Raw genomic sequence first — 20,565 nt, 5'->3', positions numbered from 1 at the left:
AGGTGAGCCGTGCCAGGGAACGGCAAAGCTCAACGTGAGGTCGAGACTAACACCATCTGCAACATTCGTCACGTAAGCAACATTTGTCACATCAGTCACACCCGGTGCCGGGTCGGCGCGGGTTCACGCACATGCAGCTCCACATCTTTCGAAGCGTTCTGCGACGAATCGTGCCCGGTTCATCGCAGAACGCTTCGAAAGATGTTCATGCCGCCGCGTGTGCACGCTCATCCAGGGCGGACCGCACCTGGCGGAGCATCTCGTCACGTCCCTCGGACAGGATCTTCGCGGTGACCACGATGACCTCCCAGCCGTAGTCGTGCCGCAGAGTGTTGCGACGAGTCGCGTCCAGACTCTGTTGCCCTGGATCGGCGTGATCGCGGCCGTCGTATTCGACGGCGACCTTGTACTCGTCCGCGCCGAGGTCGAGGCGGTAGCGGCCACCGTCGATGACGATCTGCGTGGCGAACATGGTGAGACCGGCCCGATGGAGTAGCAGTCGCAGATGCGTTTCGGGTGGCGATTCGGCTCCTCCGTCGGCCTCGGCGAGCACGGCGCGCACTCGACGCGACCGGTGCAGGTGCGCGTGGGCGTCGAGGTAGTCGGCGACGTCCTGCACCGTCGTGACGGACCGTCCGTCGTCGCGCACCCGCAGGCACTGATCCGCGCCGACGACGGCATCGTCACCGTCGGTGAAACGGGCGATGTCGACGAACGTGCGGGCGCCCGTCGTGAGCCGGAGGCCGTCGACGACGATCACGTCCGCATCGGGCATGGCGCCGCCGCGGATGACGATCCCCTGCCGTCGTCGGGGCAGCGGAAACCAGACCTCGATCGGCCTGTCGGCGCAGTACGCGACGCCGTGCAGGGCCGCGGCGGTCCACCCGCAGAACACGGCGTCGGGATACAGCAGCAGAGCCGCGTCGATCAGGTCGCGGAACGTCACCGGCCGACCCGCGGGCATGCGCACACCGCGGATCACCTGCTGGTATCGAGCACGGATCTCGTACGGCGTCGCGTACGGAACCAACTCTCGTGTGGGGACCCCCATACCCATTGGACGCACCAGCGCCGAGATCGGATCCCCCACCGACATCTTTCGAAGCGTTCTGCGAGGAACCGAGCGGGTTCCGTCACAGAACGCTTCGAAAGATGTGCGTCGCGCACCGTCGAACGGGCTAGAACCAGCGCTCGAGCACCCGGGCGACGCCGTCATCGAGGTTGGTCGCGGTCACCGTGTTCGCGGCGCCGCGGGCCAACGGGTGGGCGTTGCCCATCGCGACACCCATGCTCGCCCAGCGCAGCATCTCGGCGTCGTTGGGCATGTCGCCGAACGCGGCGGTGCGGAGGTCCCCGGTAAGGCCGAGGTGCTCGATCGCCAGCTGGATGCCGGTGGCCTTGGTGACGCCGGGGACGTGGAACTCGATGAGCCCGTTGTTCGTGGCGTAGGTGACGTCGGCGAGGCCCTCCAGGTGCGGGGCGATGCGGGCGTGCATCTCGTCGGAGGTCATGCCCGGCTGCCGGACCAGGAGCTTCACGGCGGGGTGGGCGAGGACCTCGGCGTCGGCGGCGGTGACGGTGTCGGGTTCGAGCCAGGCGTGCTGGTACCCGGTCGACGCGGCGAACCGCGGCGTCGCGGTGTCGTGCTCGCCGTGCGCGACCCGCTCGGCGGCGAAGCCGGCGCCGGGCAGCAGCCGGCGGACGAGGTCGGCGACGGTCTCCAGCAGCTCCGGCGACATCAGCGACGCCGAGACCACCCGGCCCGAACCGGTGTCGTAGAGCACCGCGCCGTTCGCGCACACGGCCAGCGGCGCGAAGTCGAGCTGGTCGGCGATCGGGTCAACGGCCCGCGGCGGGCGGCCGGTGGCGAGCACGAAATGGCCGCCGGCGTCGCGCACCGCGTTCACGGCGACGTGCGTCCGCAGTGTCAGGCGCTCATGGTCGTCGACGAGCGTGCCGTCGACGTCGCTCGCGACCAGGATCGGCGCCGCGCCGAGCACCTCGAGCCCCGGCGCCGCCGCAGCAGCGCCGGACCCCTCGGATGCAGCGACCACGCCGAACTCGGAACCGGCGCCCTCAGGCACCGTCGGCCTGACGTTCCTCCCGGGCGCGGCGACGCTCGTCGAGGTCGGCGGCGTCCATGGCGTCCGCCTCCTCCAGCGTGGGCGCGGTGCCGCCGAGGCGCGCGGGCACCCACGGCTCGCCCTGCGGGTGCGGGCCGTACAGATCCTGCAACTGCAGCAGCATGGCCTGCATCGAGTCCTTGAGCCGGGCGGTCAGCTCGTCGGGCGGCCCGACGGGATCCAGCGGGTCGCAGACGCCGATGACGATGCGGAACTTGTTCCGGCCGAGCTGCTTGGGGAGGCCCTTGGTCCAGATCTGCTGGGCGCCCCAGACCACGACGGGGACGATCGGCACGTTCGCCTCGATCGCCATGCGCGCGGCGCCGGACTTGAAACCCTTGAGCTCGAAGCTGCGGCTGTGCGTGGCCTCGGGGTAGACGCCGACGAGCTCGCCGGCCTTGAGCGCGTCCACCGCGGCCTGGTAGGCGGTCGCTCCCGCCTCGCGGTCGACGGGGATGTGCCGCAGCGCGCGCATGATGGGGCCGGTCTTCGAATTGTCGAAGACCTCCTGCTTCGCCATGAACCGCACCTTGCGGTGCCCGGCCTCGTCGGCGGGCTTGCCCGCGAACGGGAAGTCGAGGTAACCGGTGTGGTTGATCGCCACGACGGCGCCACCGGTGCGAGGGAACTTATGGAAGTCCACCTCGGTGAACTTGATGCCCTGATAGGCCCACATGCCGCGGGCCACCTTGATGATCGTTCCGTAGACGGGTTCCACACGGCCAGCGTAGCCGCGCGGCCGTCTCCACGGTGTGTCAGCCGGTACGCCGGGCGCCCATTACGCTGTAGCGGTAACGATCACGGCGAAAGGCTCCACAGTGCAGGTCACCAGCGTCGGGCACGCGGGTTTCCACATCTCCACCGCCGCAGGCACCATCCTGTGCGATCCGTGGGTGAACCCCGCGTACTTCGGCTCGTGGTTCCCCTTCCCGGACAACACGCAGCTGGACTGGAAAGCCCTGGGCGACGTCGACTACCTCTACGTCTCCCACCTGCACCGCGACCACTTCGACGCGAAGAATCTCGCCGAGAACGTGAGCAAGGACGCGACCGTCATGCTGCCCGATTACCCCGTGCCGGACCTGCGGCGCGAGCTGGAGAAGCTGGGCTTCACGAAGTTCTTCGAGACGCAGGACTCCGTCAAGCACACGGTCAGCGGCCCCAAGGGCGACCTCGACGTGATGATCATCGCGCTGCGCGCACCCGCGGACGGCCCGATCGGCGACTCGGGCCTCGTCGTCTCCGACGGCGAGACGGTGCTGTTCAACATGAACGACGCCCGCCCGGTGGACATGGAGGTGCTCGACGAGTTCGGCGGCATCGACGTGCACCTGCTGCAATACTCGGGCGCCATCTGGTACCCGATGGTCTACGACATGCCGAAGGGCTCCAAGCGCCGCTTCGCCGAGCAGAAGCGCCAGCGCGGCATGGACCGCGCCCGCAGCTACGTCGACCAGGTCGCCGGCACCTGGGTCGTGCCGTCCGCGGGCCCGCCCGCGTTCCTCGATCCCGAGCTGCGCTACCTCAACGACGAGGGCCGCGTGGACCGCGAGACGATCGGCGGCGACCCGTCGAACATCTTCCCGGACCAGATCACCTTCCTGGAGCAGATGAAGGCGAACGGCAACGACGGCGGCCTGCTGTTCATCCCCGGCACCGTCGGCGACTTCGCCGGCAAGGAGCTGAAGTCCCTCACGCACCCGGTCTCCGAGGCCGAGGTGATGGACATCTTCGAGAACAAGACGGCCTACCTGGACGCCTTCGCGGCCCGCCAGGCGCCGGTCCTCGAGGCCGAGAAGGCCACGTGGGCGAAGGACGACGGGCAGCCCCTGCTGCCGGCCCTCAAGGCCAAGTTCGAGCCGATCATGCAGGCGTCCGCGCTGATCAGCGACGGGATCGGCTACGCGGTCGGGCTCGAGATGGCCTCGCCCGACGGTGCCGTCGAGACCGTCGTGCTCGACTTCCCGAACCGCACGGTCCGCAGCCCGGAGGAGGGCGACGGCAAGTACCGGTACGGCTTCCGCATCGCCGCGGAGCTGGTGCGCACGGTGCTGCGCGACGACGAGCCGGACTGGGTGAACACAATCTTCCTGTCGACGCGGTTCACCACGTGGCGCATCGGCGGCTACAACGAGTTCCTCTACACCTTCTTCAAGTGCCTCACCGACGAGCGGATCGCCTACGCCGACGGCTGGTTCTCCGAGGCGCACGACGACACCGCGTCGACCGAGCTGGACGGCTGGGAGGTGCAGCGCCGCTGCCCGCACCTCAAGGCCGACCTGTCGAAGTTCGGCGTGGTCGAAGGCGGCAAGCTGACCTGCAACCTGCACGGCTGGCAGTGGGACCTCGAGTCCGGCCGCTGCCTGACCTCCAGCGGGCACGAGCTGCGCGCGAAGAAGCTGACATGAGCGGGCCGCGGCGTCCGCGCAACAACCGGCAGCGCGTCGAGGACTACTACGGCGTGCACGACACGGGCATGGGCTCGCGCCCGGCGCCCGCCGCACCGCCCGCTCCCCCGACGGTGCCGCCCACCGCTCCCCCGCAGGGGCCGCCGCCGGGACAGCAGGCTCCGCAGGGACAGCCGCCGCGCCGACCGCGCGTGATCCCGCCGCCCGAGGTGCAGGTCGCCGCGCAGGAGGCGGCCCGGGCCGCCGCGGGCGCGCCGCCGTCCGCTCCGGGCACGCCGTCCGCTCCGCGCGCCGCGTCCGTGCCCGGTGCCCCCGGGCCGGCACCGTCGGATCCGCTGGCCGGGGTGGCGGCACCGTCGTACCCGCAGCCCGGGAGCCCGGCGCCCGACGCGCCCCGCACCAAGCCCGACCCCCTGACCGACCCGCTGACCTCCGAGACCTTCCAGGGCGTGCAGCAGGCGTCGGACACCTTCGAGGCCGGGGTGGTCGGCGGCTTCGGCTACAGCGCGTCGACGGGGCCGCAGACGGCGTCGAACACGTCCGCCACCGCCTTCGACGGCGGCTTCGACCAGTTCGCGCCGCCCCGGTTCGAGCCCCGCGCCGAGGGCCGCGCGGACGACCTCTGGGTGGACGCCGCGCCGTCGGGGCACGACGATGCCGGCGAGACCCTCGAGGCGACGTTCGAGGCGCACCCGGAGTCCGAGACCCTCGACGAGCCCGACGAGTCGTACATCGACGTCGAGGTGGTGGACGTGGAGGTGCTCGAGCACGGGGCCCCCTCGGCCGCGCCCGCGGAAACCGCGAGCGAAGGCGTCGCTACCGACGACGTCGCGAGTGAGGACGAGCCGGCCGACGACGAGCCGTTCGACGCGCAGGCCGTGACCGACACGCGGGTCGTCGAGGACGAGCAGCCGACCCCCGCCGAGGCTCCGGTCGAGGAACCGGCCGCCGACGGGCAGGTCGCTGCCGAGGAGCCGGCCGCGGACGGGGAGGCCGGCGCCGACGACGGGGCCGACACCGAGCGGGCGACGCGCACCGAGGCCGCGACCGAGGAGACCGCGACGGACGCGGGCGCGGCGGAGCAGCAGGCGCCGCCGGCGTTCGACGAGCCGCTCGCGATCGATCCGTTCCCGTACACGCAGATCGATGAGACCTACGTCGATCCCGAGACCCTGCAGGGTCTGCAGAACCGCCAGGCACCGCACGAGCCGAAGGAACCCGGTGACATGACCGAATTCAACGAGTCCCTCCAGGAAGCCATGACCATCGACGGCGCGCTCGGCGTCGCGCTGGTCGACGCGAGCAGCGGCATGGCGCTCGCGACCGCCGGCGACCCCGCGGAGTTCAATCTCGAGGTCGCGGCGGCGGGCAACTCGGCGCTGGTGCAGGCCATGGGCCGCACGCTGGGCGATCTGGACCTCGACGACCACATCGAGGACATCCTCATCACCCTCGGCACGCAGTACCAGATCGTGCGCCCCATCAACCAGGGCACCGACGACCTGTTCCTCTACCTGGTGCTCGACCGCTCGCGCGCCAACCTCGCGATGGCCCGCTTCCGCCTCACCAAGCTGGCGGAGCAGATCGAGGTCTAGGCACCGCCCTCGTCCTTCGCCCAGCGCGCCGCGAGGTCGTGATCGTGGCACGGCACGACCGTGACATCGCCGGGGAGCGCCATGAGGCGCATCATCGTCGCGAAGGTCGCGTCGCGGTCGACGTCGACGAGCAGCCCCGGGAACGCCGCCTTCTGCGCGCCGTGCACCAGCTGCTCGGAGTGCCACACGGCGTCGCCGGCCATGAGCACGCGCCCGCGTTCGGTGTTCAGCAGCACGCCGACGCTGCCCGGGGTGTGCCCGGCCAGGTCGACGAGCACGACCGCGCCGTCGCCGAAGACGTCGTGGCTCGCCGGGAACGCCAGCACCGGCGGGCCGTCGAGGTCCCGCAGGTCCATCGTGCGGCCGGCGAGCGCGGGGCGCACCCCCGCGGCCGGCGCCAGCTCGCCGGCGACCGCCCACTCGTGCTCCCGACGGTGCGCCATCAGCGGCAGGGCGGGCAGGTCGAGTAGCCCGCTGACGTGATCCCAGTGGAGGTGCGTCGACAGCGCGAGGTCAACGCTCGCCGGATCCACCCCGCCGCGGTGCAGCGCCTCGACGGTGCTGAGGACGTCCGGGGACGGCATCACGGCGGCGCGGAGCATCGGCTGCATGGCGCCGAGCACCCGCTCGCGCACCTGGGAGGCGACCGACGGGTCGAGCAGGATCCGGGCGGACGGGTGGTCGATCACGTAGGTGCGCATGTCCATCCGGATCGTCGCCGGACTCCGCACGCCTTCCATCACCGTCATCGAGCGCACGACGCGCGGGATCTGAGGCAGCGCTCGCAGGCGTACCGTCACCGACGACGCCGGCGGCGCGACGAGCGCCTCGCGCAGCCGCGCGATCCGGGCGGGATCGGGCCGGCGCGGACGCACGGCACCCGCGAGCGACTGCCCGACCGCGCGGCAGCACGTGCTCAGGGCCGTCGGTGCGACGCGGTCGATGATGGGGTCGGTGGCGATCTGTCCGGTGGTGTCCGTCATGGCGTTACGGTAGAACTTCAGGTCGACCTGAAGTAAAGGCGGAACGCATGCGCATCGGAGACGCAGCGGTGGAGGTGGGCGTGGCCACGCACGTCCTCCGGCACTGGGAGGACGTCGGCGTACTCGTGCCGCCGCGGGAACCCGGCGGGCAGCGCAGCTACTCCGACGAGCACGTCGCGCGGGCCCGCCTGATCTTCCTGTGCCAGCGCGCCGGGCTCTCGCTCGACCAGATCAAGCAGCTGATCGTCGCCGATACGGCGGACCGCGCCGCACGCCTGCGCGAGCACCGGGCGGCGATCGCCGGACGCATCGACGAATTGCGGCGCGCCGATGCGTTCCTCGAGCACACGCTCACCTGCGCACACCCGGTCGTCACCCAGTGCCCGGAGTGCTCCGGCTTCGCCTCGGGCCGGGACCTTACGGCCGCAGCACGTCCGTTCCGATGAACGGCTGCAGCGCGGCGGGGACGCGGACGGAACCGTCGGGCTGCTGGTGGTTCTCCCAGATCGCGACGAGCCAGCGCGTCGTCGCCAGCGTCCCGTTCAACGTGGCCGCGACCTGCGGCCTACCGTCGGAATCGCGGTACCGGATGCCCAGGCGCCGCGCCTGGAACGTGGTGCAGTTCGACGTCGACGTCAGCTCGCGGTAACGGCCCTGCGACGGCACCCACGCCTCGCTGTCGTACTTGCGCGCCGCCGACGAGCCCAGGTCGCCCGCCGCCACGTCGATCACCCGGTAGGGCACCTCGACCGCCGCGAGCATCTCCTTCTCCCAGTTCAGCAGGCGCTGGTGTTCGGCCTCCGCGTCCTCGGGCTTGCAGTAGACGAACATCTCGATCTTGTCGAACTGGTGCACACGGATGATGCCGCGCGTGTCCTTGCCGTACGAGCCGGCCTCGCGCCGGAAGCAGCTCGACTGCGCGGCGTAGCGCACCGGGCCGTCGGACAGGTCGAGGATCTCGTCCATGTGGTAGCCGGCCAGCGGTACCTCCGAGGTGCCGACCAGGTACAGGTCGTCGGCCTCGAGGCGGTAGATCTCGTCGGCGTGCGCGCCGAGGAAGCCGGTGCCCGCCATGACCTCGGGCTTGACCAGCACGGGCGGGATCATCAGCGTGAAGCCGTTGGCCACGGCCTTCTGCACCGCGAGCTGCAGCAGCGCCATCTGGAACAGCGCGCCGTAGCCCTTCATGAAGTAGAACCGCGAGCCCGAGACCTTGGCGCCGCGCTCCATGTCGAGCAGGCCCAGGCCCTCGGCCAGCTCGAGGTGATCCTTGGGGTTCTCGATCTCGGGGATCTCGCCCACGTGCTCGAGCACCTCGAAGTCGTCCTCGCCGCCGGCGGGCACCCCGTCGATGATGACGTTGCCGATCTTCCGCGCGACCTCGTCGAAGACCTCGTCGGCGCGGCTCTGCGCGACCTCGGCCTCCTTGACCTTCGCGGCGAGCTCGCCCGCCGCGGCGACGAGGGCCTTGCGGTCCTCGGGCGCCGCCTTGCCGATCGACTTCGACGAGGCCTTGTGCTCGGCCCGCAGCGTGTCGGCCGCCAGCACCGCGGCCCGACGGTCCGCGTCGGCGGACAGCAGGGCGTCGACCAGCGCCGGGTCCTCTCCACGGGCGCGCTGCGAGGCGCGTACACGGTCCGGGTTCTCGCGTACCAGCTTGACGTCGATCACCCGACCAGCCTATTACGGCACCGTCGACCCGCCCCAACCGCTACACCGCCCACCCGTCCCGGCCCGGACCGGGCATGATGGAGGGCGATGGCCGACGACACCGAAACCCAGCCCGCACCCGCCTCGACGACGGGGCGCGCCGGCGCCCTCACCGTGCGCGCCGTCCTGGCCGCGGTGATCGTGGGCGCGCTCGCGATCGGCGCGGGCCTGTACTTCACGGGCGCGTTCGAACCGAAGAACGAGGAGAAGGCGCCGCGGCTCGCCGCCGCCGGCACCACCCTCGCCCGGTCCAAGCCCGGCACGTGCCTGACCTGGGACAAGGACCCCACGACGATGGCACCCGTCGACTGCCTGCAGCCGCACAAGTTCGAGGTCGCGGGCGAGCCCGCGCGCAGCCTGCCGGAGAACGCCCCGTACCCGACGCAGTCGGTGATCGCCGCGCAGCGCGACCAGCTGTGCCCGCCCGTCGTCACCGAGTACCTCGGCACCCGCCTCGACCCGAAGGGCCGGTTCCAGATGGGCCTGCTCGCGCCGGGCGAGAAGGCGTGGGCGTCGGGCGACCGGACGATGCGCTGCGGCATCCAGGTGTCCGACGGTGCCGGCAACCCCCTGGAGGTGCAGGGCAAGGTGGTGAATCAGGACAAGTCGCTGACCTGGCCGCCGGGCACCTGCATCGGGCTGGACGCGCGCGGCCAGTTCAGCGGCCCCGTCGGCTGCGCGCAGCCGCACGGCATCGAGGTGACCGCCGTGATCGACATGCGGCAGGCCTTCCCCGACGCGTCGTGGCCCACCGACCGGCAGCAGGAGGAGTACCTGAGCCGGATCTGCCCGTCGCGCACGACGGGCTGGTTCGGCTCGCAGGACGGGCTGCGCAAGTCGGGCCTGCAGCTGGCCTGGAACAAGCTCTCCCAGCCGTCGTGGACCGCCGGGTCGCGCTCGGTGATCTGCTTCCTCGCCTCGTCGAAGGACGGGAACACGTTCACCCCGATCACGGGCTCCGCGAAGTCCCCCGACCTGCTCATCGACGGCAAGAAGCCCGTCATGCCCACCTTGCCCGGCGCCCCCGCCCCGGCCCCCGCGCCCGGCCGGTAGCCCGTGCACGTCTCCCGCCGCGCCTTCCAGGAGTGGGTCTCGGACGCCCTCGACGACGTCCCGCCCGAGCTCGCCGAGGCCATGGACAACGTGGTGGTGCTGGTCCGCGACCGCAACGAGGACGAGCCGACGCTGCTCGGCCTGTACGAGGGCATCGCGCTCACCGAGCGCGACTGGAACTACGTGGGCACCTTGCCCGACACCATCACCATCTACCGCGAAGCGCTCATGGACATCTGCGACACCGAGGAGCAGTTGCGCCACGAGATCCGGGTGACCGTGCTGCACGAGATCGGCCATCATTTTGGTATCGACGACCACCGATTGCACGACCTGGGTTGGGCCTGACCGGACGGGCACATCCCTCCGGAATCGCCGCCACCGACTCCACGACCCGGGCTGGGCCTGAAAGGAATCCGCATGCCGACCCCGCACAACTCCGCCGCCCCCGACGCCTACGCGCCCGCCGTCCTCATGCCGGGCGACCCGCGGCGCGCCCGGCGCATCGCGGAGACGCTGTTCGACGACGCCCGCCTCGTCAACGAGGTGCGCGGCATGGAGGCGTACACCGGCACCGTCGGGGGTCGGCCGATCTCGGTGATGGGTTCCGGCATGGGCATGCCGACGATGACGATCTACGCCACGGAGCTGTACCGCGAGTACGGCGTCCAGCGGATCATCCGGGTCGGCACGTCGGGCGGCTTCCAGGACGACCTGGCGCTGGGCGACGTGATCGTCGCGACCGCCGCGCACACCGACTCCGCGATCAACGACCCGCGCATCCCCGGTGTGAAGTTCGCGCCCGCCGCGTCGTACCCGCTGCTCCGCGCCGCGGTGGACGCCGCCGAGCGGGCCGGGACGCCGGTGCGGGTGGGCCCGGTGTACTCCTCGGACCACTTCTACCTGGCGCGACCGGGCCTGCACGAGGGGCTGCGCGACCACGGCGTCCTCGGCGTCGACATGGAGACCGCCGCGCTCTACGCCGTCGCCGCGGCGGAGGGCCGCGAGGCCCTGACGGTGCTCACGGTGAGCGACCACCTCTTCCGCGAGGAGGCGATGCCGTCCGAGGACCGCGAGAAGAGCTTCGCCGCCGCCGCGACCATCGCCATCGAGGCCGCCTTCAGCTGACGGGTCCTAGCCCATCGGATCCAGGTGCGACGGGGCGTCGGCCCAGCTCACGAGCTCCCAGCGACCGCCGTCCACGGGCCGGAGCACGATCTCCCCGGTGTTGGGCAGGTGATGCTTGTGGGCGTAGGCACCGTCGACCCCGGACAGGTGGAAGCCGACGAGCCGGATGGCGGCCCCGTGGCTGACGAGGTAGGCGTCGCCCCGCGGGAGGTGCTCGGCGCGGATCGCGTCGACGGCGGGCAGGTACCGCGCGAGCAGGTCCTCGGCGCTCTCGCCGCCGGGCATCGCGGCGGTCGCCTCGCCGGAGTACCAGCGCCGCACGACGTCCTGGAAGACCTTGATGGATTCCTCGTCGTGGAACCCCTCGAGGTCGCCGGCCTGCACCTCGTGCACCCCGTCGATCGCGGCGGTCTCGACACCCCAGGCCTCGGCGATGTGCCCGGCCGTCTCCTGCGCGCGGCGCGCGACCGAGCTCAGCAGCACGGCGGGCGCGGCGTCGGGGCGCTCGACGCCGTACCGGCGCGCCTGCTCGGCGCCCTCGGGCGTGAGCGGTGCGCCGGGCGGGCGGGTGTCGAGGATCCGCGCGACGTTCGCGGTGGTCTGGCCGTGCCGGACCAGGTGCAGCAGGCCCGTCATCGTTCGCCCCTGCGCAGGCCGTCGAACCACTCCTCGGAGTCGCCGGGGTCGACGGGGGCCGTGCCCGGCCCGCCGGGACGCGGCCAGGAGCCGAGGAACCGGACGTCGTCGCACACGCGGTGCAGGGCGCGCAGCGCCTCACCGACCGCGGGATCGTCGATGTGGCCGACGCAGTCGAAGTGGAAGACGTAGCTGCCGAACACCGTTCGCTTGGGCCGCGACTCGATGCGGGTGAGATCGACACCGCGCAAAGCGAATTCAGCCATGGCCAGGGCCAGGGATCCGGGCCGGCTGGGCACGTCGATCACCACGGCGGTGCAGTCGCTGCCGGTGCGCGCCGGCGCCGGACCGGGCTTGCCGCACAGCACGAACCGCGTGCGGGCGTCGGCGACGTCCGCCACACCGGTGGCGGCCTCGGGCACGTCGTACATCCGGGCGGCGAGGGCGGTCGTGACGCCGGCGTCGATGCGCCCCTCGGCCACGTCCAGCGCGGCCGCGGCGTTCGAGGCGGCCGGAACCACCTGCGCCTGCGGCATGTTCGCGGCGAGCCAGGCACGCACCTGCGCCGCCGCCACGGGATAGGCGCCCACGGTGCGCGCCTCGTCGAGCGGCTTCGGGGAGGCGATGGAGAAGGCCACGGCCAGGTCGGTCTCGGCGAAGATCTGCAGCGGCGCACCGAAACCCAGGGTGTCCAGCGTGGGGGTCACGGGCCCCTCGACCGACGACTCGATGGGCACGCACGCGAGGTCCGCGGCACCGTCGGCCACCATCTCGAGGGCGGCCACCTGACTGGGGGCGCTGATCCGCTCGGCCCCGACGAGCTCGACGCCCGGCACCGCCATCACGCCACGGGCGGCGAGGTCCTGGCACTGGAGCAGCGCCATCTCGGTGAACGTCCCCTCGGGGCCGAAGTAGGCGATGCGCGTCACGCCACGAGCCTAGCGGGGTGACCGCGTCGGGGCGGGCCTCCGGTGATTCAGTACAGTCATTTCGTTCTTGCAGAAGCGGGAGGGCGCATGGCGGAGGACGAGAACCCACTGGACCGGATCAGTTCCGGACCGGCACCGACGGGCCCGAATCCGTGGCGCTCGGACCGGCTGCCCACCGGCAGCCCGTACACGAACGGCCTGTACGGCACCGGCGACGTGCGGAACCCGCGCCGCCTCGGACTCGCCGGCTGGCTGACGCTGGCCGTCGCCGTCGTCCTCCTCGCGGGCGCCGTCGGCTGGGCCGCGGTCTCGAAGTCCGGCCGGGACGATGCGGCGCCGCTGCCCGGGATCACCGGCGCGGCCACGCCGCCGCCCGCGCCCAGCATCGATCAGATCACCGCGAACAGCCTGTTCACGACGACTCTCACCGCGCCGGCGGCGTGCCCGCTCCCGGCGTGGTCGACCGACCAGGCCGCGATGGAGGCGTTCGCCGACGCCGCGGTCGCGTGCCTCGGCGGCATGTGGGGCCTGCCCGCCGTCCGGGTGGACGTCGTCGTCCCCGCGGCCGACGGCACCGTCGGCGGGGCGTGCACGGCGAGCCGGCGCATCGACAGCATCATCACCTGCGACGGCGTGACGTTCATGAACTACGACCGGGCCCGCGCGGGCATCGGCAACCAGGCGGGCGGCGCACTGATGTGGCTCGCGCTCGACGTGGCGGGGCGCACGGAGCGCCGCAGCGGCGTCGCCGCCGACGTCGATGCCCTCGTCCGCCTGGCGGGCGGACCGACCAGCCCTCAGGGCGGTGAGCACCTGCGTCGCCGCCACGTCCAGGACCTGTGTCTCGCGGGCGGCACGCTCGCGAAACTGGTGGGCCACGGCATCCAGGCGCGCGACCTGGACGAGGCCTCCGCCGAGTCCGCGTCGTGGACGATCATCTCCGCGACGTCGAACGAGCCCGTCCTGGCCCGCGGCACGGCGCAGAGCTGGTTCGACCGCGGCCGCCTCTCCCCCACCCTCGAGGTGTGCCGGACGGCCTGGACCGTCCCCGTCGACCAGGTGTCCTGAGTTACCGCAGGCCCAGCGCGTGCAGGCGGTCGGTGAGCGCCTGCGGGTCGGGCGTCACGACGTGGCGCAGTCGCTCACGCACCGCGTCCTGCGCCATGGGGTTGAGCGCGGCCAGCCGCGCCTCGTCGGGTGCGGCGAGGGCGGCCGGGATGTCGTCGCCGGTCAGCGCCGCGACGGTGGCGCACAGGACCGCCACGGCCTCGTCGGCGTTCGCCACCGCGATCTCGAAGCCGGGCCCCTCGTCGTGCACGCCGTGCACGAGGAACTCCGCGAGCGCCGTGGGATCGCCGGGCGCGTAGGTGCAGCTCGGGCGGTCCGACGGTACCGCCACAGCCAGACCGTCGACCAGGGACATCGGCTCGCGCGGGGGCGCGAGCAACTCCAGTTCGATCGCCATCACAGTGACCCTAACTCTTGCCCGGGGTTGCTCACCGCATTAGGTTAGGGTTACCTTCATGACAACCACCGAGCGAGAGGAGTCGTCATGAGCGCCCCGACCATCGCCGAGCCGACACCGGCCGAGCGCGTCCGCACCATCGCGGCCGTCCCCCATGCCGCGGTCCTCGCGGCGGACGGCTACGAGCCGATCACCGTCGCGCTGCACCACGTACTGGGCGACCGGCTCGTGGTGGCCGTCCCCGACGACGTCCCGTGGCTCGAGGGCGTGCGCGCCATGGTCGAGATCAACGACATCTCGCCGCTGCCGCTGCGCGAGCGCACCCGCTCCCTCGTCTGGCTCTCCGGCCGCCTGTCCGAGGTGGCCGACGGCGCGGCCCTCGCCGCCCGCGTCGCCGTGGACAACCCGCTCGAGGAACTGCTCGACGTGGGCAACGGCTCCCGGCTGCTGACCATGCCGATCGAGACGGCCGTCCTCGCCGACGCCGCGGGCGCCTCGTCGGTGACGGGCGAGGAACTGGCCGCCGCCGAGCCGGATCCCTTCGCGGGCTATGAGATCGCGTGGCTCGCTCACGTCGAGAGCGGCCACCCGGAGATGGTCGGGCAGCTCGCCCGCCGCCTGCCGGGCAAGCTGCGCAACCACCGGATCCGGCTGCTGGGCATCGACCGCTTCGGCATCCGCCTGCGCGCCGAGCACCACGAGCTCTCCGACGTCGACGTGCGGCTGAACTTCGCACAGCCCGCCCACGACATGGCCGCCCTGCAGCGCGGCATCCGCATCCTGCTGGGCTGCCCCTTCCTCAACGGCCTCCGCGCGAGCTGATCTCCTCACGATCTCGAGTTCTGCAGCGGTGGACGTGCTCCCACGCACACGCACCCTCGCAGAACTCGACATTGTGAAGTAGTCGGCGGCCGGACGAAGGTTTCGTACGCTTATTGGGGATGACCGCCCTCGGCCGGGCGGCCGCGCCCGTGCGGCGGGGCACCGTTGCGGCATGGACCTCATCGAGCTGATCGCCGCCCTTGCGGACGGCGGCGTCGTCTCCCGGGCACGGCTGATCGCGCACGGCGCCGATCCGCGGGAGATCAGCGCCCTGCGCCACGCCGGCACCCTCACGGTGATCCGGCGGGGTTGGTACGCGATCACGGGGGCGGATCCCGCGGTCGTGGCGGCGGTACGCAGCGGTGCCGCGCTGACCTGCGTCTCCGCTCTGCGGTTCGCCCCGGGCGTCTGGGTCCCGCCCGGCATCACCCGCAGCCACGTCCGCTGGCCGGTGCACCGCGCGCCGGCGGCAGCGGCGAGCCGCGCCAGGACGGGGCGGGCGCGCGGTCGAGCGGGCGGAACGCCGAGCACACCCGGCTCGACCGATCGCTCCGCCCGCTGCCACTCGCACCACGGGCTGGCTACGCCGGCCCGATCGGTCGATCCCCTTCCCGTGGCGCTGCAGTGCGCGGCCAACTGCCTGTCCGATGACTACCTGGTGGCGGTGCTGGATTCGACGCTGCGGATGCCGAATCCGTACTCCGAGGCCGACCTGCGGGAGATCCTCGACGGCGCGCCACAGCGCGTGCTGCGCCTGCTCGATCGCCTCGACCCGCTGGCGGGCTCCGGCACCGAGTCCGTGACCCGCATCCGGCTCCAGAACCACCACGTCCTGGTGCGCAGTCAGGTGGTGATCGAGGGGCTCGGCCGCGTGGACCTGCTCGTCGGCGAGAAGCTGATCCTCGAGTGCGACAGCCGGGAGTTCCACAACGATGCGCAGCGCACCGAGGACAACCGGCGGGATCGCGTCGCGACGATGAGCGGCTACCGCGTGCTGCGGATCGACTACGCCGAGGTGATGTTCGGCTGGGACGCGGTGTTCGCCGACATCATGGACCTCGTGCGCACGCGGCGCCATCGCGCGCCCCGGACGAGTCGGCTCAGGATCTCGAGTTCTGATGACACGGAGGTGTTCTGACGCACGTCCTCCTCACCGAAACCCGACATCGTGAGCCGCCCGGGTCAGTGCGCCTGCTGCGTGATGTCGGTGCCCTTCGGCGTGAGCGCGTAGACGCCCACGGCGACGGCGAGCAGGATGACGCCGCCGACGAGGCCGGTGGTCTGCAGCGACGCGGTGAAGCCGGTGGTCGCGTGCTCGGCGAGGGCGGGCAGGCCTGCCTGCTGGGCGATCGCCATCGCGGCGCCCAGTGACTCCCCGGCCGCGCCCGCCGTGGCGGCGTCGACCCCGGGGATCGAACCGAAGTCGGCGTCGGCGGTGTAGAGCATCGCCGCGACGCTGCCGAGGATCGCGACGCCGAGCACGTTGCCCAGGTCGTAGCTGGTCTCCTCGAGCGCGGCGGCGTTGCCCGCCTTCTCCTCCGGCGTGCCCGACATGATCATCGCGGAGGCCACCGTCATCGCGCCCATGCCGAGGCCCACGAGGACCAGCGGCGCCAACAGTCCCACGTAGTCCAGCTGCGCAGGGGCGGCGATGAGCACCATCCCGATCGCCGCCGCGACCAGGCCGCCCGCGAGCACCACCCGGGCACCCAGCACGTTCGCCAACCACGGCGCGGCCAGCGACGCGACGACCGCGGCCACGGCGACGGGCAACAGCCGCACGCCGGTCTCGATGGGCCCGTAGCCCGCGACGAGCTGCATCCACTGCGCGAGCAGCAGCAGGGCCGCGGCCATCGCGAACATCACGCCCAGCGCCGCGAGGATGCCCGCGGAGAACTGCCGGCGCTCGAACAGCCGCACGTCGAGCAGCGGGTTCGCGCGGCGCAGCGACCGCCGGACGAACAGTCCGAGCACGACGACCGCGAGCAGCAGCGCGAGGAGGCCCGGACCCGACAGCAACGTGTGATCCTTGGCGAACCGTTTGATGGCCCAGACCAGCGCCACCATCCCGGTGATCGACATGAGCGCGCCGAGCCAGTCCCACGCCCCGGTCGTCGCGACCTTCGACTCGGGGAGCAGGAAGATCCCGATGATCAGCACGACGGCCATGATGGGCACGTTGACCATGAAAGCCGCGCGCCAGGAGAAGTTCTCGAGCAGGACGCCGCCCACGATCGGGCCGACCGCGGCGCCGACGCCCGAGACCGCGGCCCACAGGCCGAGGGCCTTCGCGCGCTCCGCGGGATCGGTGAAGATCACGCGCAACATCGTCAGCGTGGTGGGCATGATCATCGCGCCGCCGACGCCGAGCGCCGCGCGCAGCGCGATCACCTGGCCGGGCGTCTCCGCCCACAGCACCAAGGCCGACGCGACGCCGAACACGACGTAGCCGAGGAGCAGCATCCGCTTGCGCCCGAAGCGATCCCCGAGCGAACTCGTCGACACGAGCAGGCCCGCGAGCACCAGCGAGTAGACGTCGATGATCCACAGCTGCTGCGCGGCGGTCGGTCGCAAGTCGGCCGCAAGATCGGGGACGGCGATGTTGAGGATCGTCATGTCCACGGTGATGACGAGCAGGCTCGCCGAGAGCAGGAGGGCCGCCGCCCACCGTCGCGTGGCGGACGCCACCGGCGGGGTCTGGATGTCGGTCATTCCGTCGTCTCCTGTCGTGGCTTCCAGAGCGCGGTGATCGCGCGGTCGAGCAGTCCCGGGTCGGCCGGCTGCCCGGTGAGGGTGGTGTGCATGGTCGCGCCGTCCGTGAACATGCCGACGGCGGCGGCGCTCTCGGGCGTGACGTACCGCTCGAGCGTCTCGGCGAAGTCCGCCGCCCACCGGTCGCTGAGCTCCTTGAGCCCGGGATGCAGGGGCGCGGCGCAGGTCAGGGCGAAATCAGCCCCGACGAGCTGGGGGTCGCACAGGTAGCGGTGCACCGCGGCCGCGTAGGCCGACGGCGAAGCCCCCTCCCGCACGAAGGTCTCCTCCAGCGCATCGAGCCATTGCTCCGCCTCGAGGATCAGGGAGGACAGTGCGGCGGCCCGCAGGTCATCGAGCGTCGCGAAGTACTGGGTCGTCGAACCGAGCGGCACGCCGGCGCGCGCGGCGACCTTGCGGTGGGTCAGCGCGTCGGGGCCCAGCTCCACGACGATCGCCGCGGCAGCCTCGACGATCTCGCGGCGGCGGCGCTCGGGGTCGCGGCGGCGGGGTGCTGCGGTCATCGTTCACTCCTTATGGACGTCTGTACATGTACAAACGTACACCATGTGCGTCGGCAAAGGACGGGATAGATTGGTGCGATGAGCGCCACACCGGACGATCCGACCCCCGACCAGCCCGAAGGCGAGTCGAAGCCCGCTTTCGCCGCGCGCGCGAAGACGCACGTCGACGACGCGGCGACCCGCGCGAGGACCCACGTCGACGACGCGACCACCCGCGCCAAGACCCACGCGGACGACGTGGCCACGCGAGCGAAGACCGCGGCCGGCGACGCCGCCACCCGCGCGGGCGATGCTGCGAAGAAGTGGCTCAAGCGCGCGATCGTCGCCGCGATCCTCGTGGCGGTGCTGATCGCCGCCTACTTCGCGCTCGCCGCGTACCTCCCGCGCAAGTGGGCGGACATGCTCGTCGGCTGGGTCGGCACCGACGGCGGCACCCTCAAGGGCACCGTCTTCGGGTTGGGCATCGGCTTCCTCTGCGCCGGGCTCCCCCTCCTGATCCTGTGGTCCGCAGCGAAGCGTGCGGCCAGCCACCCGAAGATCGCGACCGTCCTGGGGCTCATCGCCGTGGTCGTGGCGGTGCCGAACCTCATGACCCTGGCCGTCGCCATCGGCACCGGCAGCGGCGCGAACTACGCCCGCACCAAGCTCGACCAGAACGCCGCCGGCTTCCGCTGGTCCACGCTGATCGGCGTCGTCATCGGCGTGGTCGCCGCGATCGCTCTCGCGATCTTCCTCGAGGTACAGCGCCGCAAGCGTGCGAAGAAGAAGCAGCAGAAGGCCGTCGAGAAGGAGGCCAAGGCCATCGCCAAGCAGGCGGAGAAGGACGCGAAGGCCGCCGAGAAGGCGGGCCGCGGCCGCGCGCCGAGGCTCGACGATCAGGCACCGTCGGGCGACCCCTCCGGCGGCGACGGGAGGTAGCTCCCGTCAGATCCCGAACAGCACCTCGATCGGCTCCTTGGCGAAGTACAACAGGAACAGCCCGGAGACGATCCAGAGCAGCGGGTGGACCTCCTTGGCCTTCCCGCGCGCCACGGCCATCACGACCCAGGTGATGAAGCCGATGCCGATGCCGTTCGCGATCGAGTAGGTGAACGGCATCGAGACCACGGTGAGGAACACGGGCAGGACCACGTAGAACTTGGTCCAGTCGATGTCCTTGAGCTGGCCCAGCATCATGGCGCCCACGATGACCAGCGCGGGAGCGGCGGCCTCGGACGGGACCACCTCGTAGAGCGGGGTGAAGAACATCGCGGCGAGGAACAGCACGCCGGTCACGATGTTCGCGAGACCCGTCCGGGCGCCCTCCGCGATGCCCGAGGCGGACTCCACGAAGACGGTGTTCGACGAGGCCGAGGCGCCGCCGCCGACGATCGCGCCCGCGCCCTCGACGGCGAGCGCCTTGCCGATGTTGGGTACGGTGCCGTCCTCGCGCATCAGGTCCGCCTCCTTCGTCAGGCCCGTGATGGTGCCCATGGCGTCGAAGAAGTTCGACAGCACCAGCGCGAAGACCAGCACCGACGCGGCGAGCACGCCGATCCGCGTGAACGCGCCGAAGACGTCGACCTCGCCGACCAGCGACAGATCCGGCAGGCCGCCCAGCGAGGACGGGAGCTCGGGGATGTTCAGGCTCCAGCCGTGCGGGTCCTTGAACGACGGGCCTAGGCCGGCCACCTTCTGCACGATCAGGGCGACGATCGTGGTGATGACGATGCCCAGCAGGATCGCGCCGGGCACCTTGCGGACCACGAGCACGCCGATGAGCAGCACGCCGAAGACGAAGACCGCGGTCGGCCAGGCGGCGACGGAGTTGCCGATGCCGAGGCCGACGGGCACCGTCGTGCCGGCCGCGTCGGGGATGCGCCGGACGAAGCCCGCGTCGACGAAGCCGATGAACGCGATGAAGCAGCCGATACCGGCGGCGATCGCGGCCTTGAGCTCGGCGGGGATGGCGCGGAAGACGGCGGTGCGGAAGCCGGTGACGCCGAGCAGCACGATGATGATGCCGTCGATCACCACGAGTCCCATGGCCTCGGGCCAGGTGACCTGCGGCGCGATGCTCACGGCCAGGAGGCTGTTCACGCCGAGGCCGGCGGCGATGCCGAAGGGGTAGTTGACGATCGCGCCGAAGACGATGCACATCAGGCCCGCGGCGAGCGCGGTGACGGCGGCGACCTGCGCGGTGGGCAGCACGTTGCCGAGCACGTCGACGTTCTTGCTGTTGCCGACGACGCCGCCGATGATGATCGGGTTGAGCACCACGATGTAGGCCATCGTGAAGAACGTGACGAGCCCGCCGCGGAGCTCGCGGGGCACCGTCGAACCGCGCTCGGAGATGCGGAAGTACCGGTCGATGGGCCCCAGCTGGGGCTCGGTGGTGGGAGCGGACACGCTGGGACCCCTTCACTCGCTGCAGGACCGGGCAATCGTAACGGTGCCCG

The 20,565-nt window shown here is 71.7% G+C and carries 21 protein-coding genes; 10 read left to right on the top strand and 11 right to left on the bottom strand.

All coding sequences use genetic code 11. The annotated features are described in order from the left end of the window. Positions 1–205: 205 nt before the first annotated feature. From BLW32_RS02435 to BLW32_RS02425, 3 genes are all read right to left on the bottom strand, one after another. On the bottom strand, positions 206–1,096 hold the full coding sequence (locus BLW32_RS02435; protein ID WP_170181047.1) for a type IV toxin-antitoxin system AbiEi family antitoxin: 891 nt from the start codon (positions 1,094–1,096) through the stop codon (positions 206–208). 82 nt (positions 1,097–1,178) lie between these two features. Beyond that, a complete protein-coding gene (locus tag BLW32_RS02430; protein ID WP_068524668.1) occupies positions 1,179–2,000 on the bottom strand; it encodes an HAD family hydrolase in 822 nt (273 codons plus the stop codon). A gap of 76 nt (positions 2,001–2,076) precedes the next feature. Next, complete coding sequence (locus BLW32_RS02425; protein WP_068523361.1) at positions 2,077–2,841, bottom strand: lysophospholipid acyltransferase family protein; 765 nt, start codon at positions 2,839–2,841, stop codon at positions 2,077–2,079. A gap of 100 nt (positions 2,842–2,941) precedes the next feature. On the opposite strand from BLW32_RS02425, the gene BLW32_RS02420 reads away from it, so the two are divergent. Both BLW32_RS02420 and BLW32_RS28025 read left to right on the top strand, forming a co-directional pair. After that, positions 2,942–4,531: an MBL fold metallo-hydrolase gene (locus BLW32_RS02420; RefSeq protein WP_068740544.1), complete on the top strand. Its 1,590-nt coding sequence runs from the start codon at positions 2,942–2,944 to the stop codon at positions 4,529–4,531. Then, entirely contained in the window at positions 4,528–6,126 is a 1,599-nt protein-coding gene (locus BLW32_RS28025) for a hypothetical protein (RefSeq protein ID WP_231857311.1), read from the top strand. Before BLW32_RS02420 ends, BLW32_RS28025 begins: the two co-directional genes overlap by 4 nt. On the opposite strand, the gene BLW32_RS02410 is transcribed toward BLW32_RS28025, so the two are convergent. Then, on the bottom strand, positions 6,123–7,109 hold the full coding sequence (locus tag BLW32_RS02410; RefSeq protein ID WP_068740543.1) for an MBL fold metallo-hydrolase: 987 nt from the start codon (positions 7,107–7,109) through the stop codon (positions 6,123–6,125). The genes BLW32_RS28025 and BLW32_RS02410 overlap by 4 nt on opposite strands. Before the next feature lie 47 nt (positions 7,110–7,156). Between BLW32_RS02410 and BLW32_RS02405 the strand changes: the two genes are divergently transcribed. Continuing rightward, positions 7,157–7,555 carry a MerR family transcriptional regulator gene (locus tag BLW32_RS02405; RefSeq protein ID WP_068740542.1) on the top strand — a complete coding sequence of 133 codons (399 nt, stop codon included), beginning with the start codon at positions 7,157–7,159 and terminating at the stop codon, positions 7,553–7,555. On the opposite strand, the gene serS is transcribed toward BLW32_RS02405, so the two are convergent. Beyond that, on the bottom strand, positions 7,527–8,780 hold the full coding sequence (serS, locus tag BLW32_RS02400; protein WP_068740541.1) for a serine--tRNA ligase: 1,254 nt from the start codon (positions 8,778–8,780) through the stop codon (positions 7,527–7,529). The two genes, BLW32_RS02405 and serS, sit on opposite strands and share 29 nt — an antisense overlap. 87 nt (positions 8,781–8,867) lie before the next feature. On the opposite strand from serS, the gene BLW32_RS02395 reads away from it, so the two are divergent. The 3 genes from BLW32_RS02395 to deoD all read left to right on the top strand — a co-directional run bounded on the left by BLW32_RS02395 (position 8,868) and on the right by deoD (position 11,000). Then, entirely contained in the window at positions 8,868–9,872 is a 1,005-nt protein-coding gene (locus BLW32_RS02395) for a septum formation family protein (protein WP_068523356.1), read from the top strand. Positions 9,873–9,875: 3 nt separating this feature from the next. Beyond that, positions 9,876–10,220, top strand: coding sequence for a metallopeptidase family protein (locus tag BLW32_RS02390; RefSeq protein WP_068523355.1), 345 nt, complete (start codon positions 9,876–9,878; stop codon positions 10,218–10,220). 72 nt (positions 10,221–10,292) lie between these two features. After that, the gene (deoD, locus tag BLW32_RS02385; RefSeq protein WP_068740540.1) at positions 10,293–11,000 is read left to right on the top strand and encodes a purine-nucleoside phosphorylase; all 708 of its coding nucleotides are present in this window, start codon (positions 10,293–10,295) and stop codon (positions 10,998–11,000) included. A gap of 6 nt (positions 11,001–11,006) precedes the next feature. On the opposite strand, the gene BLW32_RS02380 is transcribed toward deoD, so the two are convergent. Both BLW32_RS02380 and pheA read right to left on the bottom strand, forming a co-directional pair. Continuing rightward, positions 11,007–11,636, bottom strand: coding sequence for a histidine phosphatase family protein (locus tag BLW32_RS02380; protein ID WP_068740539.1), 630 nt, complete (start codon positions 11,634–11,636; stop codon positions 11,007–11,009). Next, positions 11,633–12,565 carry a prephenate dehydratase gene (gene pheA / locus BLW32_RS02375; RefSeq protein ID WP_068740538.1) on the bottom strand — a complete coding sequence of 311 codons (933 nt, stop codon included), beginning with the start codon at positions 12,563–12,565 and terminating at the stop codon, positions 11,633–11,635. The genes BLW32_RS02380 and pheA overlap by 4 nt, the downstream gene beginning before the upstream one ends. Before the next feature lie 87 nt (positions 12,566–12,652). On the opposite strand from pheA, the gene BLW32_RS02370 reads away from it, so the two are divergent. Continuing rightward, complete coding sequence (locus BLW32_RS02370; protein WP_068740537.1) at positions 12,653–13,633, top strand: hypothetical protein; 981 nt, start codon at positions 12,653–12,655, stop codon at positions 13,631–13,633. A gap of 1 nt (position 13,634) precedes the next feature. On the opposite strand, the gene BLW32_RS02365 is transcribed toward BLW32_RS02370, so the two are convergent. After that, complete coding sequence (locus BLW32_RS02365; RefSeq protein WP_068740536.1) at positions 13,635–14,030, bottom strand: hypothetical protein; 396 nt, start codon at positions 14,028–14,030, stop codon at positions 13,635–13,637. An 87-nt stretch (positions 14,031–14,117) separates the two neighbouring features. On the opposite strand from BLW32_RS02365, the gene BLW32_RS02360 reads away from it, so the two are divergent. Together BLW32_RS02360 and BLW32_RS02355 are read left to right on the top strand one after the other, a co-directional pair. Next, complete coding sequence (locus BLW32_RS02360; RefSeq protein WP_068740535.1) at positions 14,118–14,852, top strand: DUF2470 domain-containing protein; 735 nt, start codon at positions 14,118–14,120, stop codon at positions 14,850–14,852. Positions 14,853–15,024: 172 nt separating this feature from the next. After that, positions 15,025–15,990: a type IV toxin-antitoxin system AbiEi family antitoxin domain-containing protein gene (locus tag BLW32_RS02355; RefSeq protein WP_068740534.1), complete on the top strand. Its 966-nt coding sequence runs from the start codon at positions 15,025–15,027 to the stop codon at positions 15,988–15,990. A gap of 44 nt (positions 15,991–16,034) precedes the next feature. Here the strand turns inward: BLW32_RS02355 and BLW32_RS02350 are convergent, their stop codons facing one another. Continuing rightward, positions 16,035–17,564 (bottom strand): MFS transporter, encoded by a 1,530-nt coding sequence (locus BLW32_RS02350; RefSeq protein ID WP_068523346.1) that lies wholly within the window; start codon positions 17,562–17,564, stop codon positions 16,035–16,037. After that, positions 17,561–18,127: a TetR/AcrR family transcriptional regulator gene (locus BLW32_RS02345; protein WP_068523345.1), complete on the bottom strand. Its 567-nt coding sequence runs from the start codon at positions 18,125–18,127 to the stop codon at positions 17,561–17,563. The genes BLW32_RS02350 and BLW32_RS02345 overlap by 4 nt, the downstream gene beginning before the upstream one ends. A 78-nt stretch (positions 18,128–18,205) precedes the next feature. On the opposite strand from BLW32_RS02345, the gene BLW32_RS02340 reads away from it, so the two are divergent. Continuing rightward, positions 18,206–19,045, top strand: coding sequence for a hypothetical protein (locus BLW32_RS02340; protein ID WP_068523344.1), 840 nt, complete (start codon positions 18,206–18,208; stop codon positions 19,043–19,045). A gap of 6 nt (positions 19,046–19,051) precedes the next feature. Here the strand turns inward: BLW32_RS02340 and BLW32_RS02335 are convergent, their stop codons facing one another. Then, positions 19,052–20,515, bottom strand: a complete 1,464-nt coding sequence (locus tag BLW32_RS02335; RefSeq protein WP_068523343.1) for an NCS2 family permease — start codon at positions 20,513–20,515, stop codon at positions 19,052–19,054. Positions 20,516–20,565: the final 50 nt, after the last annotated feature.

Source organism: Tsukamurella tyrosinosolvens (genome assembly GCF_900104775.1).
Classification (GTDB): Bacteria; Actinomycetota; Actinomycetes; order Mycobacteriales; family Mycobacteriaceae; genus Tsukamurella; species Tsukamurella tyrosinosolvens.
The sequence above is the reverse complement of the archived record's forward strand: the minus strand, read 5'-3'. Positions and strand labels throughout refer to the sequence as shown.